General features: G+C 34.2%; 11 protein-coding genes. 5 read left to right on the forward strand and 6 right to left on the reverse strand.

What is annotated here, in order from left to right; all coding sequences use genetic code 11:
- The first annotated feature begins 187 nt into the window (after nt 1-187).
- Nucleotides 188-2305 carry a TonB-dependent receptor domain-containing protein gene (locus BLV91_RS05935; protein ID WP_091430700.1) on the forward strand — a complete coding sequence of 706 codons (2118 nt, stop codon included), beginning with the start codon at nt 188-190 and terminating at the stop codon, nt 2303-2305.
- 91 nt (nt 2306-2396) lie between these two features.
- Here the strand turns inward: BLV91_RS05935 and BLV91_RS05940 are convergent, their stop codons facing one another.
- From BLV91_RS05940 to htpG, 3 genes are all read right to left on the reverse strand, one after another.
- On the reverse strand, nt 2397-2786 hold the full coding sequence (locus BLV91_RS05940; RefSeq protein ID WP_091430702.1) for a DUF2721 domain-containing protein: 390 nt from the start codon (nt 2784-2786) through the stop codon (nt 2397-2399).
- 344 nt (nt 2787-3130) lie between these two features.
- Nucleotides 3131-3724, reverse strand: a complete 594-nt coding sequence (locus BLV91_RS05945; RefSeq protein ID WP_091430704.1) for a hypothetical protein — start codon at nt 3722-3724, stop codon at nt 3131-3133.
- Nucleotides 3725-4298: 574 nt separating this feature from the next.
- Nucleotides 4299-6203 (reverse strand): molecular chaperone HtpG, encoded by a 1905-nt coding sequence (htpG, locus tag BLV91_RS05950; protein WP_091430809.1) that lies wholly within the window; start codon nt 6201-6203, stop codon nt 4299-4301.
- Between the two features lie 180 nt (nt 6204-6383).
- Between htpG and BLV91_RS05955 the strand changes: the two genes are divergently transcribed.
- The 3 genes from BLV91_RS05955 (at nt 6384) to BLV91_RS05965 (ending at nt 8673) form a co-directional block, all read left to right on the forward strand.
- The gene (locus BLV91_RS05955; RefSeq protein ID WP_091430706.1) at nt 6384-6863 is read left to right on the forward strand and encodes a lipocalin family protein; all 480 of its coding nucleotides are present in this window, start codon (nt 6384-6386) and stop codon (nt 6861-6863) included.
- Between the two features lie 26 nt (nt 6864-6889).
- Nucleotides 6890-7585, forward strand: coding sequence for a YiaD family glycine zipper/OmpA-like lipoprotein (locus BLV91_RS05960; RefSeq protein ID WP_091430709.1), 696 nt, complete (start codon nt 6890-6892; stop codon nt 7583-7585).
- Between the two features lie 143 nt (nt 7586-7728).
- Nucleotides 7729-8673 (forward strand): ABC transporter ATP-binding protein, encoded by a 945-nt coding sequence (locus tag BLV91_RS05965; RefSeq protein WP_091430711.1) that lies wholly within the window; start codon nt 7729-7731, stop codon nt 8671-8673.
- 62 nt (nt 8674-8735) lie between these two features.
- Here the strand turns inward: BLV91_RS05965 and BLV91_RS05970 are convergent, their stop codons facing one another.
- Nucleotides 8736-11147, reverse strand: coding sequence for a S9 family peptidase (locus tag BLV91_RS05970; protein WP_091430713.1), 2412 nt, complete (start codon nt 11145-11147; stop codon nt 8736-8738).
- 265 nt (nt 11148-11412) lie between these two features.
- Here BLV91_RS05970 and BLV91_RS05975 point away from each other — a divergent pair, with 265 nt between their 5' ends.
- A complete protein-coding gene (locus tag BLV91_RS05975) occupies nt 11413-12420 on the forward strand; it encodes a 3-oxoacyl-ACP synthase III family protein (RefSeq protein WP_091430716.1) in 1008 nt (335 codons plus the stop codon).
- Between the two features lie 105 nt (nt 12421-12525).
- On the opposite strand, the gene BLV91_RS05980 is transcribed toward BLV91_RS05975, so the two are convergent.
- Nucleotides 12526-14943 carry a TonB-dependent receptor gene (locus BLV91_RS05980; protein ID WP_091430718.1) on the reverse strand — a complete coding sequence of 806 codons (2418 nt, stop codon included), beginning with the start codon at nt 14941-14943 and terminating at the stop codon, nt 12526-12528.
- Nucleotides 14944-15157: 214 nt separating this feature from the next.
- The gene (locus BLV91_RS05985) at nt 15158-19441 is read right to left on the reverse strand and encodes a T9SS type B sorting domain-containing protein (protein ID WP_091430720.1); all 4284 of its coding nucleotides are present in this window, start codon (nt 19439-19441) and stop codon (nt 15158-15160) included.
- Between the last annotated feature and the right edge of the window lie 67 nt (nt 19442-19508).

Below are 19508 nucleotides of genomic sequence, written 5' to 3' on the forward strand. Positions count from 1 at the left end.
TAAGCTTTAGTTATGAATTACAAGTAAAGACTGTCTTTCTTTTGAAAATTAGTCTTGTATGGCTTTGGTTTTTTGGTCAGTTTCAGCTGTATTTAGGGTTCTTTTTGGATTAGTTTTGTTTATTTTAAAGTAGGTCTGTAACATTACACTTAAAGTTAGTACTTATGGTACATCTTATAAAATAGACATGAAAAAAAATATACTGTTTACCCTAATGTTTTTAGGAGGATTTTTTAGCATTTCGGCTCAAAATACTCCGGAAAAAACTGTTGAAAAAACAACTGAATTAAATGAAGTTGCTATTATCAAAACTAAAAAAGCCATTGAGCAAAAGGCAGATAGAACGATCTTTAATTTTGCTGACCAACCCAGTCTAAATACTGGATCAGTATTAGAAGGGATTAAGAAATTACCGGGATTAATAGCCTCAGATATTGCTGGAATGATGTATCAAGGAAAGCAATTGGATGTTTTTATGGATGGTCGTCCATTGAATATTTCTACTAATGAATTGAACGCTTTCTTAGAAGGAATGCCAGCGAATGCTATCGAAAAAATCGAAATTATTACGCAACCTGGTGCCGAGTTTCCCGCTACTTCCGGAGGTGCTATTTTGAATATTATAACTAATAAAAATGCCAAGAATTATCTAAGTGCAACCTATACTAATAGTACCAGTTTTACGAGTTATGATGATGTAAGATGGAGAATGAATAACAGTCTTTTGTTAAGTGCTAAAAACAAATACTTTGGTTGGCAGTTAAACCTAGGTCAGAATTATAGAGAAAGCGCGGTTTGGACTTCGCTTGAGAAACAAGAAAACAATACCACATCTATACTGTCAACTACAGATGCTGATCGAGTAGGGCGTAATAATTACATTAAATCGGCATTGACGTTTGATATTGGCAAAGACCGTTTGTTATTAAATTATGATTTAACGCACAACAATAATGATAGCCATACCTTGGGAAATGGTCCTGATTTTAGTACTAATGATGCCTCAGTGAGTACTGGTTTGCGACAAGACGCCGTGGTGACCTACCAAAAGAAATTCGAGAACGCAGCCAAGAAATTAGAATTCAAATTTAATTATAACAGTAATGAAAATGATTTTGAACTGAGCCCGTTAGCTAATTCGTCTTCGACATTAGATAACTCCTCAAATCAGAATCTGTATAATTTTAAATTTGATTATTCACAACCTCTTAAATTATCTGATGAAGGAAAGTTAAGTTTTGGTAGTTTGTATGAAGAGTTGCTTTTTGATGCGGAAAGCAAAGGAGTTAAAAATCTAGAATATAGACGTAGAACTGCGGCATCTTACGTAGAGCTGCAAACTAGGTTTGATAAAGTGAATTTTATTGTAGGTGGTCGCGCCGAAGATTATGATATTACGGGTAATACAGATACAGCTGAATTAACGGCATTCGAGCAATTCCGTTTTTTTCCGAATGCAAGTGCCCAGTATAATTTTAATAAATCAATTAATTTTAATTTAAACTATAATAAAAAAATTACGCTGCCTAGTACATCGGCATTGAACCCAAACAATACCAATTACCAAAATCCAAATATTGACTACTCAGGGAATCCAAACCTGCAACCTACTATTTTTAATAATTATGAGGTGAAGTTAAGTGCTTTTGATTATGCTTTTATAAGTTATAATGTTAGCTCTGCTAAAAATCAAGTTATCCAGAGAGTGACTCTTAATGATGATGTGGTTGTGAATAGTAATGAGAATATTCCGGAGATTAAGATTCATAATTTTAGTGTTGGAATGCCAATTCCCTATATGTTGTTTACCAAAGGACTGGAAGAAACAATGAAAATGAATGTTAATCCTGACACCATGAACTTTTTATATGTGTATGCGGGCTATCAATATCATGAAATTCCAAATGTTGATACTAATGGATTCTGGATGTTTAACTTCATGTCGCAAATTGTATTACCAAAACAAATTAAGTTTGTCGCTAACTACAATTACATTGTTCCAAAGGGGAATTATTTTTACTTCATCGCGGTTAAGCCTTTCAGAAATGCATTAGACTTGACTTTCTCTAAAAAGCTTTTAAAAGACAAACTGACACTCTCTATTTATGCTGATGATGTGTTGAATGGAAATAGAAATGCTTTCAATTCGTATGAAACACCATTGTTAATTAGCAATAAAATGGACACTAGGAAATTTGGATTTAGCTTAAATTACAAGATTCCAACAAAAAATAAGTTGGCTAAAGAGAATCCTAATTTACTGAATAAAGATAAAAAAGAGGATGGTGGAATTTTAAACCAATAATCTTTTCAAAATAAAAAACGACAAAGAGCGGTGAAATCTATTCGCAGCTCTTTGTCGTTTAGGTAGTTTTTAATGTGTTAATATCCCAATGTTAGGGCATTAAATCACTTAAATGGACTTGCAGTGCTTTGACAGAAATGCTGATTTCCCAAAAAGAAAGTGCTAATGAAATAAGCAAGCTTAGTAAGCTAAAGCCAAAGAAATAGAGACCGCCTATTTCGAAATCAAAGAAGAGTAATAGCATAGCAAAAACAGAAAGAAACAAACTTAATACTCCAAAAAGCTGCATGTAACGGATTAACGTTAATCGCAGGTTGAGGTTTGCAATTTCGATTAAAATACTCTTGTTTTCTTTTTCATCATAAGTTTTCTTAAGACTTCTCACGATAGTTGCAATTGTCAAAAAGCGATTCGTGTAGGCCAGAAGAATCAATGAAGTAGCAGAGAATAATAATGCAGGAGTTTCTATATGTAAGGTCATCTTTGTATTTTGAAATTATGGTTCAACTAAATTAATGAACCAAAGTTCGATAAAGTTTACGGGATAACAGTTTTTTTATAAAAAAAATCCACGTCAAGAAGTCTGATGCTAGAAAAAAAGAAGTGTTGGGTGTTGGGCTGAAACCCAAGTATGGAACTCTTTTGCAGCGAGTAGCTATTTGAAAAAAAATATTTTTTTGGGTAACCGCTTTACAAAAGCTACGATTTGTGTACTATTTTAAGTAGGTAGTCGTCGCAGACAAGCAGCAGAGAAAGTGGGCATACCAGCGCTAGTGCGATAATCTATTTCGTATTGTATATAGCCACGTAATCAGGAAGAATAATTTAATTTAAGATTTTAAAATCAAAAGCTAATTTTTTAGTATGAATTAAGGTACGCCAATTGATAAAAAATAAACAAAATAGCATTACAAATCCCAAAATAAAACTCGCAATAGACTGCCATGAAAAAATATTGTCAATGATACTTTGTTGATTTTCGGATGCAAATTTTCCTAAATGTAAGGCTATCGAATCACTAGTGAATTTCCCTACCAAAAAAGGGGCAATGATATAAATAGGCTTTATTTTTGAAATACCTCCACCTAAGAAAAGTGGTGTGGTAGGAAGCGGCAACAAAGAATAAGCAAGTACCACTAAAATACCTTTCCATTTATTTTGGTTCATTTTATCTCCAAGAAACTTAATGTCTTCATTTTTAGATGCCTTTAAATATTTGTTGGCCATTAACGGAGCATATAAAAGAAGAATAAACCGACCTATAACCGACCCCACAACTCCAATGACAATCACTGCCCAAACATTTAGATCAAAAAGAATTTGAAGAAATACCATTATTGTAAACGCGGGTGCAAACGGAAAAGGAACTATGTCAAATAATAGAGCTCCAAAAAAAACTAATAGATATTGCCACCACATGTGTTCTGAATTTTAATTTTATTGACAAGTTAATGAAGCAAGTAGTGCTCATTTTTTATGTCTAATCAATGAACGTCAAAACTACAATTAAATTTGGTGTGATATTGAAATAGTTTTTTGAGGTAATAAGTCATCGCGGTCTAGGTTTCCTTTTATACGATTTGGTGTTATAGATTTTGGCAGCGGAATAACCCTGTTTTTTATATCAATGTTTAGTATGAAATATTTTTTCAAAATTTCATTTACTTTTAACTTTTACATTTTTTAATCTTGTTAAGATGTATAAAAAAGAGTGCAAATTGGCTACTGTATTTTCTAAATGTTATCGTAAAAGAAAAACCTCCTTAATTAGCCCCGATAGCAGCAAAAATCCTTTGCTGTGGCGATAGCCAAGAGCAAAGATTGTAGCGAATAGCGGGAGGGAAGTTATTATGGAAATCATTAGTTCTGCTCCAAAAAAAAAAAGACCCACAAGTTTGTGCTTGCAGGTCTATTTTCATTTTCTGAAAAGATTCCGAAACAAGTTCGGAATAAGCGATTCACACCATTTTACTTCATAAAATGGGTTTTCTGCTTATTTGATCATTTCAAAACTTCTTTTTACAAAAGCAGTTAATGCTTCTCCTTTTAGTAAGTTTTGAGACAGTTTAGCTAAATCTAAGGCTTGTTTTACTAAGTGTTCTTGATCTGCTTTGTCTTTTGTATTCAGAATGGTTGTTGCTAATGGTGAATTTGTATTGACAACTAAGTTATACATTTCCGGCATATTACCCATTCCAAACATTCCGCCACCGCCACCTGACTGGCTCATTTCTTTCATTCTACGCATGAATTCTGGTTGCGTGATGATAAACGGAGCTGACTGACTGTCCATGGCTTCTAGTTGTACACTATAGTTTTCTTTTGGTACAATTGTTTCTACAACTGTTTTTAAACCTGTTTGCTCTTCTTCTGATAATTTAGAAATAGTAGTTTCCTCTTTCTTGATTAAATTATCGATATGATCTGAATCGACACGTACAAAAGTTAAATCACTATTGTCTCCTTCAATTTTTTGAATTAAATGAGAGATAATTGGAGAATCTAAAAGTAAAACTTCGTATCCTTTTTCTTGTGCTATTTCGATATACGAATGTTGCGCTTCTTTATTTCCTGCATACAAAACAACCAGTTTACCGTCTTTGTTTGTTTGCTTGTCTTTTAAGTTTTCTTTTAACTCTTCAAGTGTATAGAACTTGTTGTCAACAGTAGGATATAAAACGAAAGCACTTGATTTTTCGTAGAATTTATCTTCAGAAAGCATTCCGTATTCTAAAACGATTTTGATATCGTTCCATTTTTTCTCAAAATCTTCACGGTTTTCGGTGAATAATGATTTCAATTTATCAGCAACTTTACGAGTGATGTAGTTCGATATTTTCTTAACTGCTGCATCTGCTTGCAAACCTGAACGAGATACGTTTAATGGAATGTCTGGTGAGTCAATAACTCCTTTCAGCATCGTTAAGAATTCAGGAACAATTCCTTCTACATTATCAGTTACATATACCTGATTTTGGTACAATTGAATTTTATCTTTCTGAATTTGTAAGTCAGAACCCAATTTTGGGAAATACAAAATACCAGTTAAGTTAAACGGATAATCAACATTTAAATGAATGTGGAATAACGGCTCTTCAAACTGTGAAGGGTACAATTCATGGTAGAAAGACTTGTAATCTTCATCAGATAATTCAGTTGGTTGTTTTGTCCAAGCTGGATTAGGGTTATTGATGATATTATCTACTTCAACAGTTTTAAAGACTTCGTCTTTGTCTTCTGCTTCAACAGATTCTCCCTTTTTTTGTTCAATTTTTTCAGATCTAGTTCCAAATTTAATTGGAATAGGCATGAATTTATTGTACTTATTTAGTAACTCTTTTATTTTAGACTCTTCTAAGAATTCTAATGAATCCTCAGCGATATGTAAAATAATTTCAGTTCCACGTGTAGTTTTGTCAGCTGGTTCTAATGTGAACTCTGGACTTCCGTCACAGGTCCAGTGTGCTGCTGGTTCGTCTTTATATGACTTGGTAATGATTTCCACTTTTGCAGCTACCATAAATGCAGAATAGAAACCAAGACCAAAATGACCAATAATTCCAGAATCTTTAGTAGAATCCTTGTATTTTTCAAGGAATTCTTCAGCTCCTGAAAAAGCAAGTTGATTGATGTATTTCTCTACTTCATCAGATGTCATTCCTAACCCCTGGTCAATAATATGAAGCTTTTTACCTTCTTTGTCAATTTTTACTTCAATAATTGGATTGCCATATTCTACTTTGGCTTCGCCAATGTTTGTTAGATGCTTTAATTTTAACGTAGCATCGGTCCCATTAGAAATCAATTCACGTAAGAAAATTTCGTGGTCGCTATAAAGGAACTTCTTTATTAGTGGGAAGATATTTTCCACCGAAACATTTATTTTTCCAGTTGTCATATTTATATTTTTAAGGGTTTTTATAATCTCATACAATTCTTTCAAATAGAATACCAATACTTATGCAGGTGACAAATTGTCTTAACTGTTAATTTTGAAACAAAATAGTGGAATTTTGAAAGTGTAGCCGTCATATACCTTTGTATCTTTGTATAAGTTTAATAATAAAACTATAGAACAATGAAAAAAATATTTTTTTTAACAGCTTTAGCATTAATGCTATTCTCATGTAAGACTAGTTCAGTAACAGGAAAGAAACTAGATAAAAGTGCTCAAGTTGCAGTAAAAGGAAACTGGGTATTAACTTCAGTTACTTATCCAGGATCACAATATATCAAAGTAAATTCTTTTGACATTGCTGATTCAAAATGTTTTGAAGGAAGCACATGGAAATTTGTTTCAAATAATAATAAAGGGAATATGGCTTTGACAAATTTTGATTGTCCAGCATTTAGTTCTCCAATAACTTGGTTTATCAATACAGATGGTGAATTTATCTTAAAAGTTTTAGACGCAGGTGAAAAAGCAAAAAGAGTAAGAGCAGGTTATATTTTGCATATTGCAAATCAAGCTGATGATTCTTTCCAATTGATTGATAAAGGAAGTGACGTTGCTGGTAAAAGTATTGATGTAGTTTATCAATTTCAAAGAGCTAACTAATATTAAATATTAAAAATAAAATAATTATGAAAAAATTTTCTATACTAACATTGGCTGTAGTTATGTCAATTGGAACACTTTTTACAAGTTGTGAAGCTTTAAAAAATACTAATAACACACAAAGAGGAGCTGGAATTGGAGCAGCGAGTGGAGCTGTAATTGGTGCAATTCTTGGAAACAATGTTGGAAAAGGTGGTAATGGTGCTATGGGTGCTGTACTAGGTGGAGTAGTTGGTGGTGTTGCTGGTGGAGTTATTGGTAACAAAATGGATAAACAAGCCAGACAAATTGATGAAGTTCTTCCAGGAGCTGAGGTAAAACGTGTAGGTGAAGGGATTCAATTAGTACTAAATGAAAATGCAGTACGTTTTGATACTAACAAATCAACTTTGACAGCTACTGCTAAAGCGAATTTAGATAAATTAGTTCCTGTGTTTGCTGAATATCCAGACACTGATATTACAATATTTGGATATACTGATAGTACTGGTCCTGCAGATTTTAACTTAAAGTTATCTGGACAAAGAGCAGCTTCAGTTAGAAGTTATTTAGTAAGTAAAGGAGTAGCTTCAAGCAGATTTAATGTAACTGGTTTAGGTATAGCCGATCCAATTGCATCAAACGAAACAGTAGAAGGAAGAAGCCAAAACCGTCGTGTTGAGTTTGCTATTACAGCAAATGATAAAATGAGGGAAGATGCTAAAACGGAAGCAGGGAACTAAGACTTTAGTTCGTTTATATAGAAAGAAAGCCGTTTCGTTATTATAACGAAACGGCTTTCTTTTTTTAATTAAATTTTAATTTCAACGAAGTATTTTTGTCTAAGACAACTATCTTTGTAGCCTCAAAATATCATTATAATAAAATGCTTCAAGTTCAAAATATCTCATTCGGTTATACCGAAAAGCCTGTACTTCATAATATAAATTTCACAATAGAAAAAGCTCAAAATATTGCAGTAATTGGTGAAAGCGGTTGCGGAAAAAGCACGCTTCTAAAATTAATTTACGGTTTGTATGATTTAGATGAAGGGAATATTGTATGGAATGATACGGAAGTGTTGGGGCCAAAATATAATTTGGTTCCCGGTATGTCTTTCGTCAAGTATTTATCCCAAGATTTTGATCTGATGCCTTATACAACCGTTGCTGAAAATGTAGGTAAATTTCTTTCTAATGTTTTTCCTGAAAAGAAAAAAGAGCGGGTACAAGAGCTTTTAGAAATTGTTGAAATGACGGAATACGCTGATACCAAAGCGAAGTATTTGAGTGGCGGTCAACAGCAAAGAGTTGCACTTGCAAGAGTTTTAGCGCTAGAGCCAGAAATTCTTTTGCTGGATGAACCTTTCAGTCATATCGATAATTTTAGGAAAAATGCGCTTCGTCGTAATTTGTTTAGCTACTTAAAAGCAAAAGAAGTAACTGTTATTATAGCTACTCATGATAGTACGGATGCATTGTCATTTGCTGATGAAACACTTGTTTTGCAAAATGGACGCGTCATTGATAAAGCCAGCTCGCAAAACTTGTATGAAAATCCAGTGAATAAATATGTAGCCTCACTTTTTGGCGAAGTTAATGAGTTAAAGTTGTCTCAATTAGTTGCTGTTGATGAAGAAGATGAAATAGTACTATTATATCCGCATCAACTGAAAGTAGTCGATAATGGTTTAATGAACGTGGTTGTAAAACAATCGTATTTTAAAGGGAGTCATTATTTAATTAAGGCCGTTTTTGACCGAAAAGTAATTTTCTTTGAGCATGATACTCCGCTAGAACTGAATCAGGAAGTGACGCTGATGATAGCCTAATAAAAAGTAAAACCCCGAAATTTATTGAATTTCGGGGTTTTTTTTTTAAGTTTAAAGTGAACTTAGTTCTTTAAATATTTTTCTAAGAATTGATCTTGTTCCCATAATAGGTGTAAAATATTTTCTTTGGCAGCATAACCGTGTGATTCTTTTGGTAAAATCACCATTCTTGCAGGTCCTCCTAATCCTTTTAAAGCTTGAAAATAACGTTCCGTTTGTAATGTGAAAGTACCTGGGTTATTATCAGCCTCACCATGAACTAGTAATAATGGTGTTTTCATTTTGTCAGCATTCATAAATGGCGACATTGTATTGTAAACCTCTGGGACTTCCCAGTAATTACGTTGTTCTGACTGAAAACCAAATGGAGTTAAAGTTCTGTTGTACGCTCCACTTCTTGCAATTCCGCAGGCAAAAAGTTTAGAATGTGTCAATAAGTTAGCAACCATAAAGGCACCGTAAGAATGTCCACCTATAGCTACTTTTTCCTTGTTGATATATCCTAATGCATCTACTGCATTAATCGCCGCTTCAGCATTGTCTACTAATTGAGTGATAAAATTGTCATTTGGTTCTGTTTTACCCTCTCCAATAATAGGAAAAGAAGCATCATCTAAAACCACATATCCTTTAGTTACCCAATAGACAAATGAACCATAATAAGGAAATGTAAAACTATTTGGGTTTTGATCGCTTTGCCCTGCTGAATTCTTGTCTTTAAATTCTGATGGATACGCCCAGATTAATAAGGGTAGTTTTTCTTTTTTAGCCTTGTTATAACCCGCAGGTAAATACAAAGTTCCAGATAATTCTACTCCATCTTTTCTTTTGTATTTAATAACCTCTTTGCTCACATTTTTGATGCTTTCAAATGGGTTTTGGAAGTTGGTAATTGGCGTTAGCTTATTTTTGTGCTTGATGTTTCTGAAATAGTAATTTGGATAGTCACTTTTAGATTGTATTTGTACCAAAACTTCTCCTTTTTTGAAGTCTTCTATCGATAATAAATCTTCTTTTTTATCAGTGTAAGTAGACGTATAAAGACGGTTTGATTTTAATGATTTTAAGCTAAACTCATCAATAAATGGGAATTGTCCATTTTTAGTAAATCCATCACCCATTAAAAACAAATTGTTATTCTCAATAGCTAATACTCGTTTCCCATATTGGTTTTTGATTGTTTCAAAATTTCCAGGATCTGAATAGATGTCTTGAGAATTTCTGTCTGAAATTACTTTTGGAGCTTGACTTGCGTCAGATGGATTGAATAGATACGTTTTTGTGTTTCTAGTGTCATACCATTGGTCAAAAGCAATTGCTGTATTATCATTTCCCCAAATAACACCACCATAGCGTTGCTTCGTTTTCAATGTTGAAATAGGAGCAGTGTCGAAGGGTGCATTCCATTGTGAAACTTCATCTCTAAAATCTACTTTATTTTCAGGATTACCTTCGTCTAGAGCTTCTGTAAAATACAAAGTAGCAGCTTTGTCATTTCTCCAGTTCATACTTCTTTTCCCAGTACGAACAGCCATAAAACCTTTTGGCATGATTTCGAATAAAGGAACTTCATTAACTGTTTTTACAGCAGTACCGTTTTTATCATAAACAACCGTTTTCGATGGAAAACGATTTAATGGTACGATATAAGAAAATGGTTTTTGAATAGTAGAAATCATTAAGTAGTTTCCATCTGGAGAGAAATCTTCTCCTGCATACATATCAGCGCTTTTAAATAAGGTTGCTGTACCGTTGATGTTTACTTTAAATAACTCTGCAGTAATAATGTTTTCAAAATTAGTTTCATCAGTTTTGTTTTTCAATAAATCCTGATACGTTCTGTTTTGTGATTTTGAACCATCAGCATTCGAAATAATTGGACCTAATGGTAAATCTTTTTTAGCATCTAATAAAGCAGCTCTATTCTTAGGTAACATTTTAACTAATATGCTTTCATTATCATTGAACCAGCTAAATGGGTTGCCAAGGTTGGCATTTACAGTTGCCTCTGTCAACTTTGAAGCTTTAGATGTAGCAACATCAACAACCCAAAGTTCTACACCAGTATTTGTAGTGTGGGAGAACGCAATTTTTTTTTCATTTGGTGACCAACTAATATTGCTAATGCGAGGATTAGTAGGCAAGCCACTTACTTGATTCTCAGTTGTACCTTTTATTTTGCGTATTTTGATATTATTAACGTAAGTTACTGTGCTTGAGATATTGGTAATTGGGTTGATTCTCAAACCTCCTAATCGTAATTCCTCTTGATTTAAATCGTCTAATGTTTTATAGGTATTCCTATAGCTTAATAGCATGTATTCTTTTTTTGTATCCATAGATACTGAAGGAGCTCTCTCATAATCAGCCAAATCTAAAATTGATTTGGAAGGTTTTTGATAGCTTAGGTTCTCTTGTGCAATGGCACTTAGCCCAAAACAAAGGAAAAAGAGTAGGTTGATTTTTAATTTCATGGTTATTTTTTTTGATAATAATAATTGTATTTGTCTTACAAAGTATTGCCTTGTTACAGCCGAAGATATTTTTTTTTTGTACTATTATGTGACTAAATGGAATCGGGATTAAAATTAGGAAAATAAACTTAGTAGATTGTATTTAAAATTAGGAGTAAACTTTTCTAAATAGATATGGTTTTTAAATCGATAAAAAATAGTAATTTGTCAACCAGAATTTTAAAGTATGCTTAAATTTGCCAACTTATTTTAATAATATAACAATATGTACCATTCAAAAATAGCGGGATTAGGATATTATGTTCCTTCAAATGTTGTCACAAATGACGATTTATCTAAAATTATTGATACAAATGACGAGTGGATTCAAGAAAGAACAGGAATTCAGGAACGAAGACACATTATACCAGGAGAAGATACAACAACGTCAATGGGAGTGAAAGCTGCTGAAATCGCGATTGAACGTTCAGGTGTTGCTAAAGAAGATATTGACTTTGTGGTTTTTGCCACACTAAGTCCTGATTATTATTTTCCTGGCCCTGGAGTTTTAGTACAACGTGATTTAGGGTTGAGAACTGTAGGTGCATTAGATGTCAGAAATCAATGTTCTGGTTTTATATATGCTTTGTCGGTTGCGGATCAATATATTAAAACCGGAATGTACAAAAATGTTTTGGTGATTGGTTCTGAAGTGCATTCAGCTGGTTTGGATATGACTTCTCGCGGACGCGGAGTTTCTGTTATTTTTGGTGATGGAGCGGGAGCGGCTGTTTTAAGTAGGGAGGAAGATTTATCAAAAGGAATTCTTTCTACACACTTACATTCTGAAGGACAACATGCCGAAGAATTGATCGTAAAAGCACCAGGAATGGGAGGTCGTTGGGTAACTGACATTCTTGCGGATAATGATCCTAATGACGAAAGTTATTTTCCTTATATGAACGGACAATTTGTATTTAAAAATGCAGTAGTTCGTTTTGCAGAAGTGATAAATGAAGGGCTAGAAGCTAATGAATTACAAGTGTCAGATATTGACATGCTGATTCCACACCAAGCTAATTTGAGGATTTCTCAGTTTATCCAAAAGAAATTTGGTTTGAGTGACGATCAGGTTTATAATAACATCCAGAAATACGGAAATACTACGGCAGCATCTATTCCGATTGCTTTAACTGAGGCTTGGGAATTAGGTAAGATTAAAAAAGGAGATACAGTTGTTTTAGCTGCTTTTGGTAGTGGATTCACTTGGGGAAGCGCCATAATTAAATGGTAAAATCATTCCTTTTATAGTTAAGAAATAAGCTTATTATTTTATATAAAAAAACCGGAGTTGGCATACTCCGGTTTTTTTTTGGTAACAAATTATTAAAACTAAATCTTATAAAAGTCCACCGCCGCCTTGGGTTTCATTTTTATCTCTTTGTTTTCTTTGGATGGCTTTGTTTTTTCCACTTCCAAAACGGTAATTGAATCCTAGATATACGGATTGACTCTCCCAGTTGAACTGTCCGTTTGATTTGTAAGGACGGTCACCTTCAAAAGCAAAATGCATCGAATTAAAAATATCACTGAAGCGTGCACTAATTGTTCCGCTTCCTTTTAAGACGTTGTAGCTAGTTCCAACATCCATTTTCCACATTGCTTCTCTGTTGAATTGCAAGCTCAAATCACGCCCTCTATACATACCAAATAATTGGAAACGAAGGTCTTTTGTGGCTTTGAAAGTATTATTTATACGAGCATTAAACGTATTCGCGTTAACTTCAACAAATTCGTAAATTCCTGGCGAACTTTCTATCGTTCCTTTTACTTTTTTCTGATAAGCATCTACACTTACGTTAGCGCTCCACCATTTTCTGAAATCTAAATTACCTGAAACTTCAATTCCATAAGCTTCGTTGTCGTTGAAGTTGTCAAAAGATAAGATTTGTTTGCTTGGATTCTCAGGATTTGTAAAGATAACTCTAGTGATTTCGTCTTCAATTCTTCTATAAAAAATACCTGAAGTGATAGATCCTATTTTGGTTTTTCTAGTATAATTTATTTCGTACGAATTAGTAAATTGCGGAATAAGATCTGGATTTCCTTGAGAATCTAATGTCGCAGTACTCCATTCTCTAATTGGATTTACTTGTCCAATGCTTGGTCTGTCTACTCTTCGTGAGAAACTTAGGTTAAATGAGTTTTTGTCACTAGGGTTATAAGTCAAGAAAGTTGAAGGATAGACGTTTAATAAATCATCTTTAAAAGTCCCGTCAGCCTTAGATACTTCTTTAAATTGAGCTTCAATATTGTATTGTTCTAGGCGCGCTCCAGCTTGAAAACTCCATTTTTTCCATTGCTTTCCTAAAGTGGCGTAGGCTGAGGAAATTTTTCTATCGTAACTAAAATTTGAATTTGGGTTACTATCTCTAAGTAAACTGTTATCTGTTGTTTCGTTTCTATGTTCTAATCCCAATTCTAACTTTATAGTTTCAGTTAGTGGATTTACATAATCAAGATTGATAATTGTGTTTTCACCAATAGTTTCAACATCATTTGTAAAAGTGCTATTTATTGCTCCTGTATCTCTGTTGTAATTAGTATAAATCGCATTTTCAGGACCGTCATTTTTATTGTAATTCATTTCTAATTCTAAACTACTTCCTTCTTTTTTGAACTTTATCTTATAATCGAAATTGTAAGTTTGTGAACGATCGTCGTTTTTATTTTCGAATAGTTGCAGTAGATCTGTATTCGTCGAATTGTTTGTGTAATCTACATCTGTACTTGCCTTGCCATTTCCTTTAAAAAAACTTTGGTTGGTATAGAATGACAATGTGTTATTATCATTAATATTAAAATCGAATCCTACTTTTGCTAAATGGGAAGTGTTATTGTTGTTAAATGTGAAGATTTGGGTGTTTTCTCTATTAAGCTCTTCACTTTTTATAAATCCATTATTAGCTTGTTTTCCTGTGTTTAAACCATAATTCCCGTAGAAATTAAATTTCCCGCTTCTGTAATTTAAATCAAATGATGAATTTAATTTTGGTGTTTTTCCAAAGGTAACCCCATTGTTAATGCTACCGTTGAAACCAATTTTACTGTTTTTGTTTAAAACAATATTAATAATACCGCTCATTCCTTCAGGGTTGTATTTTGCAGAAGGATTAGTGATTAACTCAATCTGTTTGATTGAAGAGGAAGGTATTTGTTGTAATAATTGGGAAGCGTCAATATTTGAAGGCTTACCGTCAATTAAAACGCGCACGTTTGAATTTCCTCTTAAACTGATGGAGTTTGTTTGCGGATCAACACTAACTGACGGGATGTTGTTCATGATTTCCCCAGCTGTTGCGCCAGTAGAAATTAAATCTTTTCCAACATTGATAATCTTTCTGTCAATTTTTTGTTCGATTGTCGACTTTTCACTAATAATATCAACGCCTTTAAGTTGTATTGCATCTTCTTCAATAGCAAGAGTCTTTAAGTCGGCATTTTTATTGTCAGCAGACAATGTAATGGATCGTGTTACGGTTTTGTAACCCATAAACTGTATTTCAACAGTATAATTTTTTAAATCTAGATTTTTGATATAAAAAATTCCTTTGTCAGAAGTTATTCCTCCAGTAATGAATTTGTTTGCTTCTTTTACAATGACATTTACATAGGGAAGAGGCTCATTAGTTGTTTTGTCTACGACTTTTCCTGTTACACTTCCTGGACTTTCTAAGGGTACTGATTTTACCGATGTTTGCGCCTGCATCGAAAGTAGTGTTCCGAATAAACAGATTAAAATTAATTTGATTTTCATGATTGTGATTTTTGATTAAACATTTGATTGATGATGCAAAGGTATTCTTTTTATTTCAATAGTATGTATAACATAGTACTGTTTTTAATAAATAATGTATTAAAAGATATCTAATAGACTATCAGCGTACCCATTTGTTACATTTTTTTCTGTTTTTTATCTAAAAAAAAGACTTTCGGTAAGGAAAGTCTTGGATTGAAGAATATTAAAAGCATTATCTTTTTAAAGAAAAGTGAAACCGATGCTCTTTTGCAACTCCACTTTCAACGTAAGATATATAAAACCAATAATCGTCTGCGGGTAGTGGGTAACCATTGTATGTTCCGTCCCAACCAGCACCTTGTGGAAAGAGTTGCTTTAGTAGTTTGCCATACCTATCGTAAATATAAAGTTTTAGATTTTCTTGATTTGGCAGTTCTGTAACATTCCAAGTGTCATTAAAACCATCGCCATTTGGAGTAAAAAACTTAGGCGCATATATAAGTTTGAAAGTAATTGGATTTGTCGATCCGCAACCGTTTATGTCTGTAACACTTATTTCGTGATTACCAGAGCTTACATTTGTGAATGTATTACTCACTTGTGGCGCGTTCCCGTCTAGGGAGTATAGAAAGTTACTTCTATCTCCTGCGGTTGGCACTGCATTTACGATTATGGTTTGATTGTCAGAAAACCATCCCTCAGTAGTATATGTTATTGATGAGGGAGGAAATATTTCAAGAACTGTAAATGGAGCAGGATCTGATGAACAACCAATTATGGAGAGATCAGTTACAGTCAAAGTATAGTTCCCTGGGATGTTCGTAGAAAAATCATTAGCAACTCCTACCAGAGTTCCATCTTCAGACTTCCACTCAAAGGCATATTGAGGAGCTGTATAGTTAGTTGTATTGTAGGAATTAGTGAAGATTCCTGTGCTAAAATCATGACAAATAGGAGAGCTAGTAATAATAGGGTCTGGCTTTGGTGTGATTGTGATTTCTATAGGTTTTTCATCATAACATACTTTTGTGATAGCTGTTCCAGCTTCTGCGTAAGCATATATGGTTGATGAAGTAGTTATCAAATCACCTGGAAATTTTTCTATATTGGTTGTACTTGGACCACCTGCTTGAGTATAGTATTTGCTCACAGGGGCAAGAAAAGCTGGTAAGGTATATGAATCACATCTTAATATGGGAGCATAGGCAAGTACAACTGGTGTGTTATATATTGTTACAGTGAAAGCATCTTCAGCAGAACATGAAACTCTGCTATTGTCTTCTGCATAAACATATAAAGTTGTAGTGCTTGTTAGAGGTGGATAAGGAGCAGATAATTTTACTCCACTACCATTGGGTCCTCCAGGTGCAGTGTAATAATCGCCGAGTCCCACTATCGGCAGTAGGTTATAGGAATCGCAACTAAACTGATCTTCAATAGGGTTGACTTTGGTTACGAATACGTCTATGCTGTATTCTCTTACACAAGTATTTGGAGCTGTAGCAGCAGCGTATACGTATATTGTTTTTGATTCTGTAATTAAAGAACCAGGAAGTAGAGCAGGATTTATACTAGAGGGACCTCCCGAAAACTCATAATATTCACCATTGGTTAAATTATCTAAAACAAAATTATCGCCACATTTTATAACCTCTATAGGTCTTGCATCAATTGCTGGTGAAGGATTGATCGTAATCAAAAAGCTGTCTTCAACATAACAAGTACCTACAGCCGACTTGTCGTAAAAATACATAGTTTGGGTTTTCGTTACAGGATAGCCAACATCTCTTTTCGTTCCAGTTCCTAAAGGACCAGTAAAATAATCTCCGCTATGCGCAACTGCCGGGAGGAAATAAACATCACATAAGGTTGGAGTGTCTTCAAATAACGGCAAGGGAGCAATGTTTACGGTAATGGTAAACTCTAAGTTATCTGTACAGCTTTCTCCGGGAACATAAAACCACAAAGTTGTGGTAGTATTTATTATTGTGTTTGCAGGAACTACAGTTCCGCCACCTGCTGCTGCAGTGCGGTATTGTCCTACGTGTAAGGCAGGAAGTTTGTAAGCAGAGCAGGAATTAATGTCTGTTGGAGGAGTAATATTTGCGAGATCTATATAAACTGTAAACTTTTTTTCTGAAGAACAGTTTACTGGTGCTGTTGCTGTTTCTTTGTAGGTAAATATGGTGGTGTTAGTTGTAATAATAGTACCAGCAGGAAGAATTGGTAATCCCTTGTTAGTCCCTGAATAATAAGTAGCTCCATTTGGATCAATGGGTAAAGTGTAAGAACTACAGGCAAATTGATCTGCGTAATTAGGTAATGGCGTAAAGGGAATTATAGTTATGGTAAAATTACGCTCCTGTATGCAAGGTGGGCTTATAGTAGCGTCTTCAAACCAAATGTATATTGTGTTTGGGCCCGCCGTATTTATTGTCGTTCCAGCAGGCAGTTGAATATTTCCAGCAGTATTAGGACCACCACTTTGAGTGTAGTACTTTGCATATGGCAAAGAAGGAAGTTTGTATTGCGAACAATATGAAGCTGAGGGATGAGTTATCGCATTTAAGTCAGCAATAGTGATTTTAAATGGGGATTGATTTGCGCAGCCTCCTGATTGATTATAAACATAGATCGTCGTAGTCGAATTAATAATGTCGCCAGCAAATAATTCTGTACCCGTCCCGTTTGTACTAGTATAATATTGCGCCCCTGTTTTGGTCAAGACGGGCAAAGTGTAGGAATCACAAACAAATACTTCTTCTAGAATATCTACTTGTGGCAAAGGCGTCACAATTAGTTCCATGCTCACTGTAATGAAGCAGCTGGGGTTAGAAATGTTTTGAATTCGGACCCATATGGTTCGACTCGGAGATAATAAAAAATTGTTAGTCTTTATAGCTAAAACAGCAGTGTTAGTATTTGCGCCTGCCAGGGTTGTATGGAAAGTTAGGATATTATATGAAGTGTCTTGTGAACCTAGAATTGAAGTTATTGTCGTTTTCAGGTTGAAATCGGCTTTTGGTGGATTTTCGGATGCACTTAGAGCACATAAAGTGATGTTGCTGGGGGTGCTCGCAATTATGGGGCTATTAACAATTTGTAATTGGAAAGTACGGATTTCAAAACAGCTAGTAACAGGGTTTTGAATTCTAGCATAAATAGTTTTTCCGTTTTCCGCTGTTGAAATGGTATGGGGAGTCGAAATTACATTCGCATTTGCAACAGCATCTGCATTGTTGAGATGGTAGGTTATTATTGTCTCTGGGGCCAAGTCATCTAAAGCTCCGGTAGTTGTGGTAGTCTGATTTTTTCCTGCTAATAGAATTGTTGTGTTTTTTCCTAAATCAAAATCATAGGTTGGTGCTCCAGTTGCACAAGCAAAAATGGGAGGCACAGTTGTCATGACCCCAATTTCAGGATATATCTTAATCTCGATTTCATCGGTCACTGCGCCGCAACCAGGTTCAATATAAGTCACACTGTAAGTATGAGTCCCTGAGCTAATGAGTGGTAAAAGGGTATTTAAGTCTAGTGAAGATCCTGTTTGTGCGGGCGAAAAGGCATTTCCTTCTTTTTTCCATTCAAAAGTAGTCCCTGGACTTAAGCCCGCTGCAGTTAATATGGGTAAACTTTGGAATGGACAAATAGCGCTATTATTAGAAACGCTGTAATCTAATCCTAAGACATCTTGCCCGATATTAAAACTATTTGCCTCTAAAAATATGGCTGAGTCGTAGGCTGTATCATTACCACCGTCTGCAATTACTAATTTGATTCGGTAAGTGTGCGTGATATCCAGTCCTGCTGCCGAAGCTATCATTTTTACTGTTTGACCGTTAAAATTGATTGCCGGACCAAAACCGCTGGTGTTGTATGCTCCAAAATAATTTGGATTTGCTGATGGGCAATTGGAATTATAAGTAGCATCTCTAATCGTTTCTACAGACACGGGAATATTAGTACTGGGAATAACTGCAATATTGATATTCGCTCCCCCGGCTGTGACATCTTTTAATAAAAAGGCAAATGCATCTGAAAAATTACATTGTGAAGTGCCGTATTCTTCTGAAGCAAATAAGAAAGAAAAATCAAAGTTGGGTGTTTTGGGTTGAAAATCAAATTCGATATAAGTTGCATTTATAGAATTGATAGAAATTCCAGATTGTGATAAAAGAATGTTTTCTAAATCGGCGTCCCCTGTCCAGGAGTTATTTCCGTCACTTAAAATCGTACTGTTAGGTGCAGGCGTTTTGCTCACATCACCTGTAGATAGTACGACACCACTAGTAAATGGGAAATTAGTATTGGTATTTTTAAAATAGCCAATACTATTTGTTGAACCAAATTGTGAACCTGATTTAAAATTTATATTAGATGTATTTACACATGGTGAATTAATCAATATATCATTAACAAGTTCATCTGTGGTATATAGAGTTGTATTGACAGTTATAGATTGGGAAAAAGACGAGAAAAAAACGATCAACATTCCAAAAATAAAGATCTTTTTCATGTGTATAGATTTTATGTGTTAAACAAAAATAACATTTATAAAATGAATATTTTAATATTCGCTTGTT

The sequence above is a fragment of the Flavobacterium degerlachei genome (assembly GCF_900106645.1).
GTDB lineage: Bacteria > Bacteroidota > Bacteroidia > Flavobacteriales > Flavobacteriaceae > Flavobacterium > Flavobacterium degerlachei.

Bases quoted from the DNA above. Each gene is read 5' to 3' on its own strand.
- BLV91_RS05935 (WP_091430700.1), top strand. From the start codon at position 188: ATGAAAAAAAATATACTGTTTACCCTAATGTTTTTAGGAGGATTTTTT.
- BLV91_RS05940 (WP_091430702.1), bottom strand. From the start codon at position 2,786: ATGACCTTACATATAGAAACTCCTGCATTATTATTCTCTGCTACTTCA.
- BLV91_RS05945 (WP_091430704.1), bottom strand. From the start codon at position 3,724: ATGTGGTGGCAATATCTATTAGTTTTTTTTGGAGCTCTATTATTTGAC.
- htpG (WP_091430809.1), bottom strand. From the start codon at position 6,203: ATGACAACTGGAAAAATAAATGTTTCGGTGGAAAATATCTTCCCACTA.
- BLV91_RS05955 (WP_091430706.1), top strand. From the start codon at position 6,384: ATGAAAAAAATATTTTTTTTAACAGCTTTAGCATTAATGCTATTCTCA.
- BLV91_RS05960 (WP_091430709.1), top strand. From the start codon at position 6,890: ATGAAAAAATTTTCTATACTAACATTGGCTGTAGTTATGTCAATTGGA.
- BLV91_RS05965 (WP_091430711.1), top strand. From the start codon at position 7,729: ATGCTTCAAGTTCAAAATATCTCATTCGGTTATACCGAAAAGCCTGTA.
- BLV91_RS05970 (WP_091430713.1), bottom strand. From the start codon at position 11,147: ATGAAATTAAAAATCAACCTACTCTTTTTCCTTTGTTTTGGGCTAAGT.
- BLV91_RS05975 (WP_091430716.1), top strand. From the start codon at position 11,413: ATGTACCATTCAAAAATAGCGGGATTAGGATATTATGTTCCTTCAAAT.
- BLV91_RS05980 (WP_091430718.1), bottom strand. From the start codon at position 14,943: ATGAAAATCAAATTAATTTTAATCTGTTTATTCGGAACACTACTTTCG.
- BLV91_RS05985 (WP_091430720.1), bottom strand. From the start codon at position 19,441: ATGAAAAAGATCTTTATTTTTGGAATGTTGATCGTTTTTTTCTCGTCT.